Origin of the sequence: Nakamurella antarctica (genome assembly GCF_003860405.1) — a bacterium.
GTDB lineage: Bacteria > Actinomycetota > Actinomycetes > Mycobacteriales > Nakamurellaceae > Nakamurella > Nakamurella antarctica.
In genome coordinates this window covers 2,899,190-2,914,295 of sequence record NZ_CP034170.1, presented here as the reverse complement: position 1 = coordinate 2,914,295, position 15,106 = coordinate 2,899,190, and the positions used below count along the sequence as shown (strand labels likewise).

At 62.3% G+C, this 15,106-nt stretch carries 13 protein-coding genes; 7 read left to right on the top strand and 6 right to left on the bottom strand.

Going from position 1 to position 15,106, the window contains the following annotated elements; genetic code table 11:
- Positions 1 to 14 precede the first annotated feature (14 nt).
- From EH165_RS15505 to EH165_RS13095, 3 genes are all read right to left on the bottom strand, one after another.
- Positions 15 to 176, bottom strand: a complete 162-nt coding sequence (locus EH165_RS15505; protein WP_164479230.1) for a hypothetical protein — start codon at positions 174 to 176, stop codon at positions 15 to 17.
- Positions 177 to 292: 116 nt separating this feature from the next.
- Entirely contained in the window at positions 293 to 1,432 is a 1,140-nt protein-coding gene (locus EH165_RS13100; protein WP_124799841.1) for a tetratricopeptide repeat protein, read from the bottom strand.
- A complete protein-coding gene (locus tag EH165_RS13095) occupies positions 1,353 to 2,660 on the bottom strand; it encodes a DUF6544 family protein (RefSeq protein WP_124799840.1) in 1,308 nt (435 codons plus the stop codon). The genes EH165_RS13100 and EH165_RS13095 overlap by 80 nt, the downstream gene beginning before the upstream one ends.
- A 343-nt stretch (positions 2,661 to 3,003) precedes the next feature.
- Here EH165_RS13095 and EH165_RS15855 point away from each other — a divergent pair, with 343 nt between their 5' ends.
- Positions 3,004 to 4,032 (top strand): DUF4389 domain-containing protein, encoded by a 1,029-nt coding sequence (locus EH165_RS15855; RefSeq protein WP_206425958.1) that lies wholly within the window; start codon positions 3,004 to 3,006, stop codon positions 4,030 to 4,032.
- A 26-nt stretch (positions 4,033 to 4,058) separates the two neighbouring features.
- The gene (locus EH165_RS15850; RefSeq protein WP_206425957.1) at positions 4,059 to 4,481 is read left to right on the top strand and encodes a DUF4389 domain-containing protein; all 423 of its coding nucleotides are present in this window, start codon (positions 4,059 to 4,061) and stop codon (positions 4,479 to 4,481) included.
- A gap of 27 nt (positions 4,482 to 4,508) precedes the next feature.
- Here EH165_RS15850 and EH165_RS13085 read toward each other — a convergent pair whose 3' ends face one another.
- On the bottom strand, positions 4,509 to 5,870 hold the full coding sequence (locus EH165_RS13085) for an ATP-binding protein (protein WP_206425956.1): 1,362 nt from the start codon (positions 5,868 to 5,870) through the stop codon (positions 4,509 to 4,511).
- 113 nt (positions 5,871 to 5,983) lie between these two features.
- Between EH165_RS13085 and EH165_RS13080 the strand changes: the two genes are divergently transcribed.
- Positions 5,984 to 7,282, top strand: coding sequence for an aspartate aminotransferase type Ic (locus tag EH165_RS13080; RefSeq protein ID WP_124799839.1), 1,299 nt, complete (start codon positions 5,984 to 5,986; stop codon positions 7,280 to 7,282).
- A gap of 92 nt (positions 7,283 to 7,374) precedes the next feature.
- On the top strand, positions 7,375 to 8,244 hold the full coding sequence (locus EH165_RS13075) for an alanyl-tRNA editing protein (RefSeq protein ID WP_124799838.1): 870 nt from the start codon (positions 7,375 to 7,377) through the stop codon (positions 8,242 to 8,244).
- A gap of 17 nt (positions 8,245 to 8,261) precedes the next feature.
- Here the strand turns inward: EH165_RS13075 and EH165_RS13070 are convergent, their stop codons facing one another.
- Entirely contained in the window at positions 8,262 to 9,422 is a 1,161-nt protein-coding gene (locus EH165_RS13070) for a dipeptidase (RefSeq protein WP_124799837.1), read from the bottom strand.
- A 274-nt stretch (positions 9,423 to 9,696) separates the two neighbouring features.
- Here EH165_RS13070 and EH165_RS13065 point away from each other — a divergent pair, with 274 nt between their 5' ends.
- From EH165_RS13065 to glpK, 3 genes are all read left to right on the top strand, one after another.
- Entirely contained in the window at positions 9,697 to 11,421 is a 1,725-nt protein-coding gene (locus EH165_RS13065; protein WP_124799836.1) for a glycerol-3-phosphate dehydrogenase/oxidase, read from the top strand.
- A 95-nt stretch (positions 11,422 to 11,516) separates the two neighbouring features.
- Positions 11,517 to 12,215, top strand: coding sequence for an MIP/aquaporin family protein (locus tag EH165_RS13060; RefSeq protein ID WP_422392156.1), 699 nt, complete (start codon positions 11,517 to 11,519; stop codon positions 12,213 to 12,215).
- Positions 12,216 to 12,267: 52 nt separating this feature from the next.
- The gene (gene glpK, locus EH165_RS13055) at positions 12,268 to 13,794 is read left to right on the top strand and encodes a glycerol kinase GlpK (RefSeq protein ID WP_124799834.1); all 1,527 of its coding nucleotides are present in this window, start codon (positions 12,268 to 12,270) and stop codon (positions 13,792 to 13,794) included.
- 83 nt (positions 13,795 to 13,877) lie between these two features.
- On the opposite strand, the gene EH165_RS13050 is transcribed toward glpK, so the two are convergent.
- On the bottom strand, positions 13,878 to 15,098 hold the full coding sequence (locus tag EH165_RS13050) for a GNAT family N-acetyltransferase (RefSeq protein WP_124799833.1): 1,221 nt from the start codon (positions 15,096 to 15,098) through the stop codon (positions 13,878 to 13,880).
- Between the last annotated feature and the right edge of the window lie 8 nt (positions 15,099 to 15,106).

The following is a 15,106-nucleotide window of genomic DNA, read 5'->3' as shown; positions in this document are numbered from 1 at the left end:
CCCTGGGACGGCGATTACCGCTTCTTCGTGATCTTCCGGCCGAACTCTTTGGCTTTGCGCTGGTTTTCCGGGTCCATCGCGACAGTTTTTGCCTTGGCTGCCAGCTCCCGGCCTTTTTGGCTCCTCGCGAACGTCATGAGCGTGCCCAGAAGAGCTGTCTTACCTAAAAATGCCATTGTGTCCCCTTGTGAGTTGGTGCCGGTGTCTTCAATGTAGTGGTGTCGAAACTAGCGGTGCTTAAATGAGCGGTGCTGAGATAGTGAGTACCCGGGACCGGACAATCGTTAACAGATCAGCGAGGGGTAATCGCCGCGGTTCGGCGCAACCAGATGGCGGTAGCGCACCATAGCGTCCCACTGAGTGCGCAGGAGAATCCGGCGAGCAGCCACGCCCGACCCTCGTTGTTCTGCCAGCCCACTGTCAACAGTCCGCTCAGAAACGAAGCCAGCTGTAACCCGAGCGCGCCGAGAACCACTGGGGAGCGGGCAATGACCATGAGTAGCGCGCCGCGCAACCGTCCCATTCTGGCGATCACCACTGCCCAGAAGCCCACGATGACGGCAGCAAAACTCACCAGGACGATGCCGGCGGCCTGGGCTCGCTGAGCCTCTACGTCCCCGTACGACTCGTACGCGGTCTGCGTTTCAACGAAGAGGACCAAGAAGTAAATGAGCAGACCGGCCCCGAGGATTCGCAGCAAGATCAGCACCAGGACACCGCGGGCATTGACGTCGGTGGGGCTCACCCGCAGAGTTTGCAATTCGTGGCGCATCACCGGTAGCAGGTTCCAGCGTCGGTGTGATGTCAGGGAGAGGGTCAGGCCCGTCAGGGAGCTGTCGGGAGCCTCCGCCGCCGCTTCGGCAGCCAGGGCCTGCGCTTCGGCGTACTTCGTCTTATCCTTCAACCGGAACAGTGTCAGTGAAAGTAGTTGGCGCGCAGCAGGCTCACCCGGCTGCAACGAGACGGCCTCGCGGGCGTGTTTTTCGGTCAGGTAGTTCACGCTGGCGCCCAACAGGTCGGCCAGCACCCACTCCGTGTGGAGCCGCGGATCGGAGGGAGCGAGCGCCAGCGCTTTTGTCAACACTTCGTGCACGTGCCACGGGAAGCGGCGCTGGGTGAAAACCTTCGCCAACACCAAGAGCGCAAGTGGGCTCGATGGGTAGGCGGCTACGGCTGCTTCCGCGAGCTTTTGGGCCTCGTCATAATGCGTGAGCTTGGTCTGCGCCTGCGCGGCCACCAGCATTACGGCGAGATTGCCCGTGGGGACGTAGTCGCGGACCAGCTCCCATGCCTGGTCGAAGCGCCCAGCGTTGAGAAGGAGTTCGGCGCGCCGAGCGGCTCCGGCCGGCCCGTCACCAGCCGTAGGGCTGGCGCGGCGACCCGAGGGGGAACCCGAGTCTGGGGGAGAGCCTGGAAACTGGTCGGGCGGCATGAGTATCGAATCCGGGGGTCGTGTCGACTATCGCGGTGGACTTAGTGCATCTTCCCCGAAGGTATGTCGAGATGTGGATGTTCGCAACGAGAGGGGTTTTGTCAGCCGCCGTGGCTGCGGACCGCGACGTTGTAAGCCAACGATGCGAGCTCGAACTCACCATAGGTCCATGCCCCGATTCCGGATGCCATCGCACCTCCGCTTTGGTGGCTACCCGCGCCTGACCGACCTCTGCGTAGTCGTGCATCGGGGTCGTCCAGCGCATCGGGGTGATCGTCGTGCCGTCTGACGACATGGCGCCGCGGCCGTCGGCAACGAAATCGATCAGATCCCCTGCGTCGTCAAACACAAGCTTTGCAGTAATGGTGTTGGTGCCGAGCGTGAATTGGGCAGATGCTGAGAGTCCGTCGATGGGTGTCCAGGCGGTATTGGGGGAGAGAAGGGCGCCTGGTGCAAGGCAGCACAGGTCATTGAAGAGCGTGACTGTCTCGGCGCGGGTGAGCGCGGCGCCTTTCGCATCGACCATCGTAAAGGCAGACAGCAGCCGCACTCTCATAGTTGCACCGTCGGAATCGAATGCGTGGAAGACGTCGACCGGCATGCCCTTCATCCGGGCATTCATGAAAAAGTAGCGCCGAGGAGGATCGATGACATCCATCTGCTCCGCGTTGAAAGTCATCCATGCTTTGTCGGGTCCGCTGCGCATCCGCCCCGTCCACGTTGCGCGGAAGTCGGTAACGGCTGGCCGGCCGACTACACCGGACCGACGCAGGTATCGCTGGACAGGTGCGGGCAGGTGTGCCAGATCCGATTCCTCTATGAGTGCATCTGATGGCGAAAGCGCGGGCGGCCACTCGTGCAACAGATCTTGCTCAAATTCGGTGCGAAGGCTCCGCGGACCTCTGGAGGCGTATCCGTACAGGGCCGCGATGAGCAGTACCACGTTCGCCGCTGTTCCCCACTTGGCATCGTGCCATGACGAGAAGATGACGACTTGCGAGATACCGACTGCAAGCAACCCGATCGTCCACCACCACCGGCGCGCGACGACGACGGCAACAGCTGTCGCGAGGAGGATCACCCCCGCCGCCAACCAGAGCAGCCCCCATTCACGCGAGAGGGGCTGCGCAAGCTGAGTGATCTCTGCCAGCCCGAAGGCCTTGGCAAAGCCGAGGAGGTGAATGAAGCCGTGAAGCACCACGAGTGTGACGAGTGCGATGCGCGCCATAGAAGTCCCTTCGTGGTGGTGCTGTCGTGTGAGGGAGTCGGCTTGTTCGGGCGCTGGGTTCTTCCGGATCCCCCGCCACCTCATGTTCGGGCGACGCCGACGATCGAGCTAGGGCCAAACGACCCTTTGCTGTGTGCCGGGATCGACGAATAAGGCCGGGGATGAAGCTGTTTCACGCTCGCCAATGCGGCCCGGCGGAATCCTGAATCGGGCATGGATTGCACCACCGGGTGACTTCTTCCCCTGCCACAGCGGAGGTTTCCAGGACACGCTGTGAGGCGGGGGCGTGCCAATTGCGCGGCGCAAGAGTCCACTGTGCACGTTCGAGAAGAAGGGATCGACAATGAAGCCTGGCCGCGTTGTTGCGCTAGTCATCGGATGCCTAATGTTGTTGCCTGGATTGGGATTGCTGCTTGGCGGCGCCGGCATTGCCATCGCCTATGGAGTCGCGCGGGACGACGCTGGTTACCTCCACTCACCGCTTACGCGCGTGGAGAGCCAGTCGGTGGCAGTCACAACCGGGACCTTCGCCCTGTCCGCTGATTTGCAGGGCGAAGCCTGGCTCACAGACTCTTTGGACGCCGATATCCGACTCCGAGTGACGCAGTCTGGTAACGGGCCGATGTTTATCGGCGTAGCTCCGACTGCCGACGTCGATGCCTACCTTGCCGGAGCGCCGCACGACGATGTCACCGGCATCGCCCACGGCGCGGCCACAGTGGCGACGACCCCTGGCACTGGTGTTGTGCCGCCCCCGTCTGGTGAAACCTTTTGGTCAGCGAAAGCATCCGGGGTGGGACTGCAGCAGCTCAACTTTCCGGCAATGGCAGGCGACTGGAAAATCGTGGTGATGAATGCTGATGGCTCCGCGGGCATCTCCACCACTGCGGTGCTGGAAGTTCGTGTGGCCTTCTTGCTGCCGCTCGGCTTGATCCTTGTGGGCATCGGACTGCTCATCCTGGCAGGGGCCATCGTGCTGATCGTCATCGGGGCGTCCGGCGGAGGCTCTGATTCGGGGCGCCCAGCGGCCGCAACATCGGGGTCCATCCATGAAGGCGTATCTGGTGGCAGAGGGCCGAGGGCTACTGCTGATCATCCGGTGGTGCTGACGGCCCGACTGGATGCAGCTTTGTCGCGGTGGAAGTGGCTGGTGAAATGGTTTCTCGCCATTCCGCACTACCTGATTCTGGTTTTCCTCTGGCCAGCGTTCATCGTGCTCACCACCGTTGCTGGCTTCGCAATCCTGTTCACCGGCAAGTACCCCCCGGCGCTTTTCGAATTCAACTCCGGCGTGCTGCGCTGGTCTTGGCGAGTTTCCTACTATGCGTTCAACGGCGGGATGGGCACCGACCGCTACCCCCATTCACGCTAGGAGTCGCCTCGGACTATCCCGCGTCCTTGGATATCGCCTACCCGGCAACACTTTCCCGGGGGCTAGCTTTGGTCAAGTGGTGGCTTCTGGCCATTCCGCACTACCTCATCATCGGACTTGTGGTCGGTAACTGGTATGGCTGGACCTCGACCGGCCACGACCGTTTCGCGACAGGGCCGGTCGGCGGCGCCGGCATCCTAGGAATTCTTGTGCTCATTGCTGGCGCGGTGTTGTTGTTCCGCGGAAAATATCCGATGCCGCTCTTCGACCTGATCGTCGGGATGAATCGTTGGCTTTACCGGGTTATCGCCTACGCGGCACTGATGACCGACGCATATCCGCCGTTTCGGCTGGATCAAGGCGGCGCCGAGCCACCTGCGCCGGGGGAGTTCCCCACAGACGAGCGGGGAGGGCCCTCGAAGCCAACGCTCGCCACCACTGCGGTCTAGCAGGCGGCTCGAAGCGTCACGGAACATCTACCAGCGCTTGGACTTCTTGAGATAAGCCTTGAGTTCGGCGAATGTCCCATCGTCCTGCCCGTAGGCGACGACGTTGCGTGCCGAGTCCAACCAGGCAGCAGTGGACGGGGCCACCTGGGCACGGGCCGCAGCGAGGTCTGTCATCCGGATTAACCGGGCCGTCCCGGAGCGGAGGGAATCCAGGATCACGCCCTCGGCGGCGAGTTCGCAGACGTAGGCGATATCGGCCCCGGAAAGCCCTTCGCTGGCAGCAGCTAACTCGGCGAGGTTAATGTTCTCAATCGGCCTGGACGCAAGATGTGTGCGATAAATTGCTTCCCTAGCCTGGTTATCGGGCGGGAGCACCAACAGGGTCCGATCAAGGCGACCGGGCCGGCGCAGCGCCGGATCGACGTCCCAGGGTTGGTTGGTCGCGGCGATAATGTAGACGCCTTCGTTCGCCGACCGGACCCCGTCCATTTCGGACAGGAGTTGGTTCACCACATTCCGCATCACAGGAGAGCGGCTCAAGCTCCGCTTCGCGCCGAGGGCATCGATTTCGTCGAGGAAGAGCACGCACGGTGCGGCCTGCCGAGCTTCCTCGAACAGCGAATGCAGATTGCGCTCGCTCTGCCCCATCCACATCTCGAGGATTTCACTGAGACCAGCGGTGAGGAAGGAAGCTCCCATTTCGCCAGCAATGGCCTTCGCCAAGAACGTTTTTCCGCATCCGGGGGGGCCATAGAGCAGCATCCCGCCACGTAAACTTTTACCGTACAACTTGCGCAGATCCGGGTTGCGGAGCGGCGCAAGGAAGGCGGCGTTCAGCCGGTCCTTCACCTGCTGCAGACCTCCCACATCGGCCAGCGTGATGGTGGGTCTTTGCAGTGAGCTGACCGAAAGTTGCTTACTGCCCTCGGTTGTTCTCACCTCTGCCGGTGGTAGAGCAGGATCCCGGTACCCGGCGGGAGGTTGAATACCGGGGATTGCGGGCCCGGTAAATTGCGGTCCGACCACGTCGGCAAGCTCGGCCTCGGCCCGGGACCAGTCGAAGGTTGGCCCGGGGTGAGCCGGAGTGAGGTCTGAAGGGACGGGGGTGGTGGTTTCAGCGGTGGGACCACCGGATGGCGGAACCGGGGTAGGGGCGAAATCTTGCGGAGCCTCGACCACACCCCCCAACGCCTGCGTCATCAGCGTGCGGGCCCGCTCGTCACCCGGCGATAACTGAAGTACGGCGGCCAAGTGGCCTACCGCTTCTGAAAGGAGCAGCGGCCCGCCCGCGTCGATGAGTAGTCCGGAAAGGTGCAGTCGAAGCTCGGCGTCATGAGGGGTGGCTTGCACGGCGCGCCGCATCGCCTCCAGCAGTGGACTCTGGCTCACCCTCAACCCCTCTATTTCTCGCGGAACACGCCGCCAACAATTCTATCCGCGCTCGCCGCGGGCCCCCGGAAGCCACACGTTGCCAGCATCGCGACGACGGGTAATCTGCGGTCATGGACTCCACCCTCGACATCGCCCACGCCAGCCCCGAAGAACTTGCCGCCTTGCACGCCGACCTTCGGGCCCAGCACCGCGATTTAGTCGCGGCGAACCTGAGCTTGGACCTGACGCGCGGTAAACCAGCGCCGGCGCAGCTCGACCTGTCCTCGGCGCTGCTGGACCTGCCGGGTGACGGCAACTACCGGGCGCCCGACGGTACCGACGCCCGTAACTACGGAGGACTGACGGGGCTGCCGGAAGTGCGCGCGGTGTGGGGTGAGGTGTTCAACGTGCCCGGCGCGCAGCTCATCGAGGGCGGTAACTCCAGCCTTGCGCTGATGCACGACGTGGTGGTCAACGCGGTGCTGCACGGAACCGGCGACGGCGAATTGGCGTGGGGCGGGCAGCAGATTTCCTTCCTCTGCCCGGTGCCCGGGTACGACAGGCACTTCACCATCCTTGAAGGCCTCGGAATCACGATGATCCCAGTGCCGCTGCTGGCTGACGGCCCTGACATGACGGTGGTGAAAGACCTCGTCGCTGCCGACCCGCAGATCAAGGGCATTTGGTGTATTCCCAAGTACAGCAACCCATCTGGTTCCGTGTACTCCGACGAGGTCGTGGCCGAACTTGCGTCAATGCCAACTGCCGCAACGGATTTCCGTATTTTCTGGGATAACGCCTATGCAGTGCACCACCTCACGGAGGAAGCGGTGGAACTAGCCGACATCCTCGCCACCTGCGAAGCCGCCGGGAACCCCGAGCGCGCCTACATTTTCGGCTCCACGTCCAAAATCACCCTGGCCGGCTCGGGGCTGTCCTTCTTTGGTGGGTCAGCGAAAAACGTTGCCTGGCTTCAGAAGTTCCTGTTCTGCCGCACTATCGGACCCGACAAAATTAACGAACTGCGTCATTTGGCATTCCTGCCCGATGCGGCCGCCGTCACTGACCTGATGGCGCGACACCGCGCGGTTATCGCTCCCAAATTCGACATGATGTTGCGGATTCTCGCCGAGAACCTCGCCGGTAGCGGCGTCGCAACCTGGACCACCCCCAAGGGCGGGTACTTCATCAGCCTCGAGGTCCCGGATGGTTGCGCCTCCCGAGTGGTTGCCCTGGCCAAAGAGGCGGGTATCGCTTTGACGCCGGCAGGCGCCACCTTCCCTTATGGGAAGGACCCGAAGGACAGCAACATCCGGCTCGCGCCGACCTTTCCGTCCCTGGCTGACCTGGAAAAGGCAACCCAGGGACTTACGGTGTGTGTGCTCCTCGGAGCCGTGGAGAAGCAACTGACCTCAACCGACGCAGTGTGATTGCGGTGTAGCTGACGTACAAAGAACGGGCGAATCGCGCCAGCCAGCTGCCGGCTTTGGGTGCTGGGACCGACTTGCGCGAAGATGGGGCCATGTACTTTCCCGGAACTCAGACCGAAGTCAGCTACCCGCACGGCGTGACGGCCGAGGCGGCTTCCGTCATAGCGGTATCGGAACTTGAGCACGGAAGGTTCGCGATTCTCACTGACCGAACCCCCTTCCACCCCATCGACCCACGGTGGCCCGACCAAGGCCCGGACCAGGGGATTATCGTCGCCGAAGGCCTGCCGTTCGAGGTGCTGGACTGCGTGATCGGAGCCACCGACGGCGCAGACCTCTTTATTGGCAAGGATATTCCCGTTCGGCGCGGAACCGCGGGTTGGGTTTTCGTGGTCGCTCACATTCTTGACGAGCCGCTCGTGGTGGGCTCGTCCGTCGATATGGTCTGCGACGCCGAGCGCCGGCACGGCCTCTCTGCCGGCCACACGGCTTGCCACGTCGCTGCCCTCGCGCTCAACCGGGTGCTCACCCCGCGTTGGAATAAGGAAATCCCGGTTGACGGGTTGGGCAGTCCCGACTTCGACCAAGAGGCGCTGGACACGTCACGGATCGGGATCAACAGCGCGGTGGACGTGTATCGCCTAGGAAAGTCGTTGCGTAAGAAGGGGTTTAATGCCGACGATCTCTACCCGGAGCTGCTGACGCTGGCTGCGGAGGCCAACGACCTCTTGGCCTCCTGGGTGGAAGCGGCAGCGCCGGTGACGCTGGAAATCGAGGGCCCGGGTGTCACGGACAAGCGCATGTGGGTCTGCGAACTACCGCAGGGCACACAGCGCATCCCCTGCGGTGGAACCCATCTCGGCTCGCTCGGCCAATACGAAAAAATCGAGATCTCGTTCAGCTACGACGAGCCGATCGGCAAGCTGACGATGCGGACGGCAGCGACGGTCCTGGTGGCCTAAGCGTTTGCCCGACTGCGTTAGGCGCCGAAACCGTCATCGGCGATCTCTTCCGCCGCCTGCAAAACGCGCAGCGCGTTCTGCGATGTGAGGCCCGCGAGTTCGGAATCTGACCAGCCGCGGTCGGCCAGCTCGGAAAGCAACGCGGGATAGGTGGAGACGTCCTGCAACCCCTCCGGCAGTTCGGACACGCCGTCAAAATCGCCGCCCAGCCCGATGTTGGCCACTCCGGCCGCTTCCCTGGCATGTTCGACATGGTCTGCTACCTGCGATAACGTCGCCTTAGGCGCAGGATTCGCGAGCTTCCAGGCATTGAGCTGGGCGAGGGCGTTCGGATCCTGACCGGGAACGTCAAGGGCGAAGATCGACTCTTCGACCAGGCCCAACCTTTCGATTTCGGCCTTTTCAGCGGCGCCGTGGTCCGCGCATTCCTGCGAGACGAAAGCGGGGACAAACGTCACCATGATCACGCCGTCATTCTTCGCCAGCGCGGCCAGCACGTCGTCGGGTGCATCGCGGACGTGATCGCACAGGGCTCGGCAGCTTGAGTGGGAGAAAATGACCGGCGCAGTGGAGGTCTGAATAGCCGCGCGCATGGTCGTAGCTGCCACATGGGAGATGTCGACGATCATCCCGATTCGGTTCATTTCCCGCACTACGTCGCGGCCGAAGTCGTTGAGCCCATGCGAGAGCGCCACGTCCGTGGCGGAGTCGGCCCAGTCGGTGTTGTGGTTATGCGTCAGCGTCATGTACGCCACACCCAATTTGCGAAGCATCCGCAGGGTAGGGAGTGAGTTGTCGATGGAGTGGCCACCCTCGGCGCCCATCAGCGCAGCGATCTTCCCCTGGGCCATAATGCTTTTGGTTTCCGTGGCGGTACGGGCCAGGGCGAAGGTTTCGGGGTAGCGCGCCGCTATTTTGTACACGCAATCAATTTGCTCCAGAGTCGCCGTCACGGCTGACGAACCGGGCATATCGCCAGGCACGTAAACGGAGAAGAACTGTGCACCGACCCCGCCAGCGCGCAGCCGCGGGATATCGGTGTGCAAAGCGGGCTGCGGCAACGCAATGTCACGCTGGGCGAGATCGTAGTTCGCCTGTGTGCGCAGCGCCCACGCAATATCGTTGTGCCCATCAAAAACGGGGTGTTCGGCAAGAAGGGCGGCGATCCGATCAGTCATGGGGCAATCCTAGTTTGCAGCCCTGGCCGCCCTCGGGCCGAGTAGTGGTTAAGCCCCGGTATTCGCGAAATCTCGGGGTTCACTGACCACCGGATTCTAGAAAACTGTTCACAGCCACAACCAGATCGGCGTTGGTAGATACCGGCCGCCCAGCGCATCAGTTGTTGCCCATTGGGCGCGTGGCTAAAGTGGACAACACGACGCCGGGGCAGAGAAATGCCCTACGGCGCCGCCCGCATCACGCGTTGCGGACCATCTTTCAGGAGTGAGCGACATGAGTTTTATTTCTACCGCGTTGAGCCCCCAAAGCCGGCGCGAAGCATTGGATCAGATGGCAGCGGGCGAACTTGATGTGCTCGTTATCGGTGGCGGCGTTGTTGGCGCGGGAGCCGCATTGGACGCGGCCAGCCGAGGCCTCAAGGTCGGGCTTGTGGAGGCTCGCGATTACGCTTCAGGCACCTCCAGCCGTTCGTCAAAGCTGGTCCACGGTGGTCTGCGGTATCTGAAGCAATTGAACTTTCGCCTGGTGTTCGAGGCGCTGCGCGAACGCTCGCTGATTCTGGACACTTTGGCCCCGCACCTCGCGCGGCCTGTCGAATTTATTTATCCGCTGGAGCGGCGTTTTATTGACCGTGCGTGGGTCGGAACCGGTGTGGGTGTGTACGACATCCTCGGAGCCGGCCGCGGGGTACCCAGCCACTTGCGGCACCTCGGAAAGAAGAAAACCCTGGAGTATTTCCCCGGCGGGAAGAAGGGCGGGATCCACGGCGGTATCAAGTTTTACGAGGGGCAGCTCGACGACGCACGCCACACCATGATGCTGTCGCGCACTGCGGCGTCCTACGGAGCGTTGTGCGCTAACAGCGCCAGAGTGACCGGATTCCTGCGCAATGGGGACAGCGTCATTGGCGTCCACGTCAAAGACCTGGAAACCGGCCGCGAACTTGACATCAAGGCGAAGCAGGTTATCAATGCCGCTGGCGTGTGGACCGATGAAATCCAGAAGATGACGGGCGGCAAGCGCAATTTTCGGGTCACCGCATCCAAGGGTGTGCACGTCCTCGTCGACCGGCACAAGATCCCCAGCAAGACGGGCCTGATCACCGAAACCGAGAAGAGCCTGCTCTTCATCATCCCGTGCCCCTGGAACGATGACTTTTGGATTATCGGGACCACTGACACCGCCTGGGATCTCGACCTCGCCCACCCGGCCGCCAGCCGCGGCGACATCGATTACATCCTTGACCAGGCCAACCGGTTGCTTGAGGTGAAACTGACCCGTGACGACGTGGTCGGTGTTTACGCGGGTCTGCGTCCGCTGCTGGCCGGCGAAAGCGATGAGACCAGCAAGCTTTCCCGCGAGCATGCCGTGGTCTCGCCTGTCCCGGGCCTGGTTATCGTGGCCGGCGGGAAGTACACGACCTACCGCGTGATGGCCAAGGACGCCGTCGATCTCGCGGTGAAGTCGCTGCCCGGAAAGGTCGGCAAATCGATCACTGCCACCGTGCCCGTGATCGGCGCCGAGGGATACACGCCACTCAAGAACAATGTCGACAAGATCGCCGCCGAGACACGTATGACGAGCCTGCGGGTCACCCACCTGCTGAGTCGCTATGGCAGTGGCATCAAGGAGATTGTGGCGCTGATCAACGAGCGCCCAGAGCTCGGCGAGGAAGTCGAGCACGCCGAGAAGTACCTGAAAGCCGAAATGGTGTACGCGGTTTCGCACGAGGGTGCGTTACATCTGGACGATATTTTGGCCCGCCGAACCCGGGTGTCCATTGATACCCCGGACCGCGGTGTGGCCTGCGCCCCCGCGGTCGCAGCACTAGTGGCGCCGCTGCTGGGTTGGGATGAGGCAGCAATCGCGAACGAAATCGAGCACTACAACGCGCGGGTGGAAGCCGAGCGGGAATCGCAGATTCAGATCGATGACCAGACTGCGGATGCTGCTAGGCTCGGCGCCCCCGAGGTTCGGGTGGGTGCTGCGGGGTCCTAGTGGGTGGCTTTGCCAGTGTGCCGCACCTGATGTAGTCGAAAACCCCCGGGGGAACAAGAGTGTCGGTAACAACAGGCCAGATATTTCTGTACGAGATGCTGGGCAGTGCCATCCTGCTGCTCATCGGCGGAGGTGCGGTAGCGAACGTCACGCTCAAAGGCACCAAAGGTTATGGGGCCGACTGGTTTCTGATCACCTTTGCCTGGGGCATCGCGGTTTTCGCTGGTGTGTTTGTGGCGTTCAGGTCGGGTGCGCACCTTAACCCGGCGATCACCATCGGCCTCGCCATCGCCGATAAGACAGCCTGGTCGGACGTTCCGGCGTACATCGGCGGCCAACTTGTCGGCGCATTTATCGGCGCTGTCCTAGCGTGGCTGGCCTACCGCGACCACTTTGCCGCGGAGAAAGATCCCATCGTCATTCGGGATGCCTTCGTCACCAGCCCCGCTATCCGAAACCTCCCATGGAATGTGGTCACCGAGGTGATCGCCACGTTCGTACTGGTGTTGGTGGTGTTGATGTTCGGCGGCACCCCCTCGAACCTCGGGCCGCTTGCGGTGGCGTTGCTCGTCGTCGGAATCGGGGCTGGCCTGGGTGGTCCCACCGGCTATGCCATCAACCCCACCCGGGATCTCGGGCCGCGCATTGCGCACGCCGTTCTGCCCATCCCTAGTAAGGGTGGTTCCGACTGGAGTTACGCCTGGGTCCCGATTGTTGGCCCCATCGTGGGTGGTGTTCTGGCCGCATCGTTGTTCAATATCCTAGGCGTAGCCAGCTTGATGCCGACCGTGTAGTCGCCTGCCCGTCCTGCCCCGTTATTCCAGTGTCGTAATGAAGGGACCCACTATGAGTGAGAAGTTCGTAGCCGCGATTGATCAAGGCACCACCTCCACGCGCTGCATGATTTTCAACCACAAGGGCAGAGTCGTCGCAGTGGACCAAAAGGAACATGAGCAGATTTTCCCGAAGGCCGGGTGGGTCGAGCACAACCCGATCGAAATATGGGAGAACACCAGAACTGTCGTGTCCGGGGCCTTGGCCAAAGCTGACCTAACAGCAGCCGACATTGTTGCCGTGGGCATCACGAACCAACGCGAAACTGCCATGGTGTGGGACAAACACACCGGAAAGCCCGTCTACAACGCCATCGTGTGGCAGGACACCAGAACCGCAGCGATCTGCGAGGAGCTCGCGGCCATGGGCGGCGGGGCGGAGCGGTACAAGGCCAAGGTGGGATTGCCGCTGGCAACCTACTTCTCGGGCCCCAAGGTGCGATGGATCCTGGATAACGTCGAAGGTGTACGCGAGCGCGCGGAGGCAGGCGACCTGCTATTCGGCAACATGGACACCTGGGTGCTGTGGAATATGACCGGCGGCGCGGGCCAAGGTGACGAGCGCGGAATCCATATCACGGACCCCACCAATGCTTCCCGCACCATGCTGATGGACCTGGAAACCCTGACCTGGGACGAGAGTATCGCAGCCGATATGGGCATCCCGATGTCGATGCTGCCCGAGATTCGTTCCAGCTCTGAGGTTTACGCCGAAGGTCGGCAACGAGGAGCCCTCCATGGCGTGCCGATCGCGGGCATCCTCGGCGACCAGCAGGCGGCCACTTTCGGGCAGGCATGCCTTTCTCCAGGGGAAGCCAAGAACACCTACGGCACCGGCAATTTTATGTTGCTGAATACGGGCCAGGAAATGGTTCCGTCCAAAAATGGCTTGCTCACCACTGTTTGCTACAAGATCGGCAACGAGCCGACGGTGTACGCCCTCGAGGGTTCCATTGCAGTGTCCGGGTCGCTGGTGCAGTGGGTACGCGACAACTTGGGGCTGATCAGCTCTGCCGAAGAAATCGAAGTGCTGGCGAGTAGCGTCGACGACAACGGCGGCTGCTACTTCGTTCCCGCCTTCTCCGGCCTGTTCGCGCCCTACTGGCGAGCGGATGCCCGCGGCGCCATTGTGGGCCTCACACGTTTTGTGAACAAGGGGCATATCGCGCGCGCGGTGTTGGAAGCGACGGCCTTCCAGACGAAAGAAGTGCTGGACGCGATGAACGCGGACTCCGGGGTGGATCTGACCGCCCTCAAGGTGGACGGCGGCATGGTGGTCAACGAGACTCTGATGCAGTTCCAGGCAGACATTCTGGGAGTACCCGTGATTCGGCCGGTGGTGGCCGAGACCACCGCGCTGGGTGCTGCCTACGCGGCAGGCCTCGCCGTCGGATTCTGGGCCTCCGGCGACGATATCCGCAACAACTGGGCCGAGGACAAACGGTGGGAACCCAACATGGACCCGGCCACCCGCGACAAGGCGTACGCACTGTGGAAGAAGGCCGTCACCAAAACCTTTGACTGGGTCGAAAAAGACTGAGACGTAATGGTTGTGGGGTGCAGACTGCCCAGTCCGTACCCCACAACCGCTACAACCACTTTTCAGCTAGAACCACTTTTCAGCTAGAACCAGGTTGCCGAGAACGGTGCTGTCGGAGAGTGCAGGAGCGAGTCCAGCACATCCGCGGCGCCTTGGCTGTGCACGTCAATCAGGCCCGCAGCGGCGAGTGTCCGCAGGCGGTGGCCACCCAGGTACAGGGAGCCACATGCAGCAACGCCCATGGTCAGGTCTGCACTTGCAGTAGTTGCCACGCAGGTCGCTCCGCTTGGTGTAGCGTCCAACGCGTAGCGCCCACCGGTGAACCCAAGACTGTCGATGATCTCCAAAACCACGCTCCCCGAAGCGTGAAAGGCGCGTGAGGTAAGCATCTTTGGCACATCCAATGGTCGCAACCAATGAAAATCTGAGCGGTGCTGGAATTGAACATGACGGCCGTCGGTGAGGAGCCAGGGCAACACCGAGTCGGCGGGCATCTCGCCGACCGTGATCGTCGCAACGAGGTCTAGTGCGAGCAGGTGCTGCCACAGAAGCGCTTCGACCGTGGGGTTCGGCGCGAACATGAAGTTGACAGTCACTTCGCTGGCGGGGACCCGGCCCTTCTCTTTGTCCTCGTAGGAATAGGAGACGAGCCCGCTCGCGCCATCGCCGTCGGTAGCGCGCACGAAGAAACCAGCTTTCGGCGCGGGCCACGCTGGATCGACGACGACTCCGAGCTCAAGATCCCAAAAGTGGGGCAGCCGCTGGATTTCGCCCACGTATCTCACCCGATGCCCGTCGTAGACTGGCGGGACTATTTCGCGGGCAACAGCCCTCTCAATAAATTCGACGCTCCCGGCGATTGGTTCCCGTAGGCGGCCCGCGCGGGCGTCGATCACGGCCCGCTGGCTTTCCGTAGAGGGTCCAAAACCGAACCGACCGTAGATCGGCCATTCCGCAGCGATTAAGACGCTAGCGATCTCCCCGCGTTCTTTTGCCGCGACAAGATCGGCGTGGACCAATCGCGAAGCCAAGCCGCGGCGACGGTGTGTGGACGTGGTGGTGACGGCGGTGAGGGCCGAAACGTCAATACCGTTGCCGCCGGGAACCGTCATCGATGTAGGGAAACTTCTTGCGGTGGCCGCTATCTCGGCTCCGTCGAAGGCTCCCCACGTGCGGTCGAGCTCCATCCAGGCACGCCGAAGCTCGGCGCCGGCGTCACCGGTGGTTCTAAAAAATCCTGTACTCACCGCGGCGGTCCAAGCCGGTAGTTCGTCATCGGTAATTGTTCTTATGTCGTGAACCATGACGCAAC

Coding starts and splice junctions, on each gene's coding strand:
- EH165_RS15505 (WP_164479230.1), bottom strand. CDS start 176: ATGGCATTTTTAGGTAAGACAGCTCTTCTGGGCACGCTCATGACGTTC.
- EH165_RS13060 (WP_422392156.1), top strand. CDS start 11,517: ATGCTGGGCAGTGCCATCCTGCTGCTCATCGGCGGAGGTGCGGTAGCG.
- EH165_RS13075 (WP_124799838.1), top strand. CDS start 7,375: ATGTACTTTCCCGGAACTCAGACCGAAGTCAGCTACCCGCACGGCGTG.
- glpK (WP_124799834.1), top strand. CDS start 12,268: ATGAGTGAGAAGTTCGTAGCCGCGATTGATCAAGGCACCACCTCCACG.
- EH165_RS15855 (WP_206425958.1), top strand. CDS start 3,004: ATGAAGCCTGGCCGCGTTGTTGCGCTAGTCATCGGATGCCTAATGTTG.
- EH165_RS13080 (WP_124799839.1), top strand. CDS start 5,984: ATGGACTCCACCCTCGACATCGCCCACGCCAGCCCCGAAGAACTTGCC.
- EH165_RS13050 (WP_124799833.1), bottom strand. CDS start 15,098: ATGGTTCACGACATAAGAACAATTACCGATGACGAACTACCGGCTTGG.
- EH165_RS13100 (WP_124799841.1), bottom strand. CDS start 1,432: ATGCCGCCCGACCAGTTTCCAGGCTCTCCCCCAGACTCGGGTTCCCCC.
- EH165_RS13065 (WP_124799836.1), top strand. CDS start 9,697: ATGAGTTTTATTTCTACCGCGTTGAGCCCCCAAAGCCGGCGCGAAGCA.
- EH165_RS13095 (WP_124799840.1), bottom strand. CDS start 2,660: ATGGCGCGCATCGCACTCGTCACACTCGTGGTGCTTCACGGCTTCATT.
- EH165_RS13070 (WP_124799837.1), bottom strand. CDS start 9,422: ATGACTGATCGGATCGCCGCCCTTCTTGCCGAACACCCCGTTTTTGAT.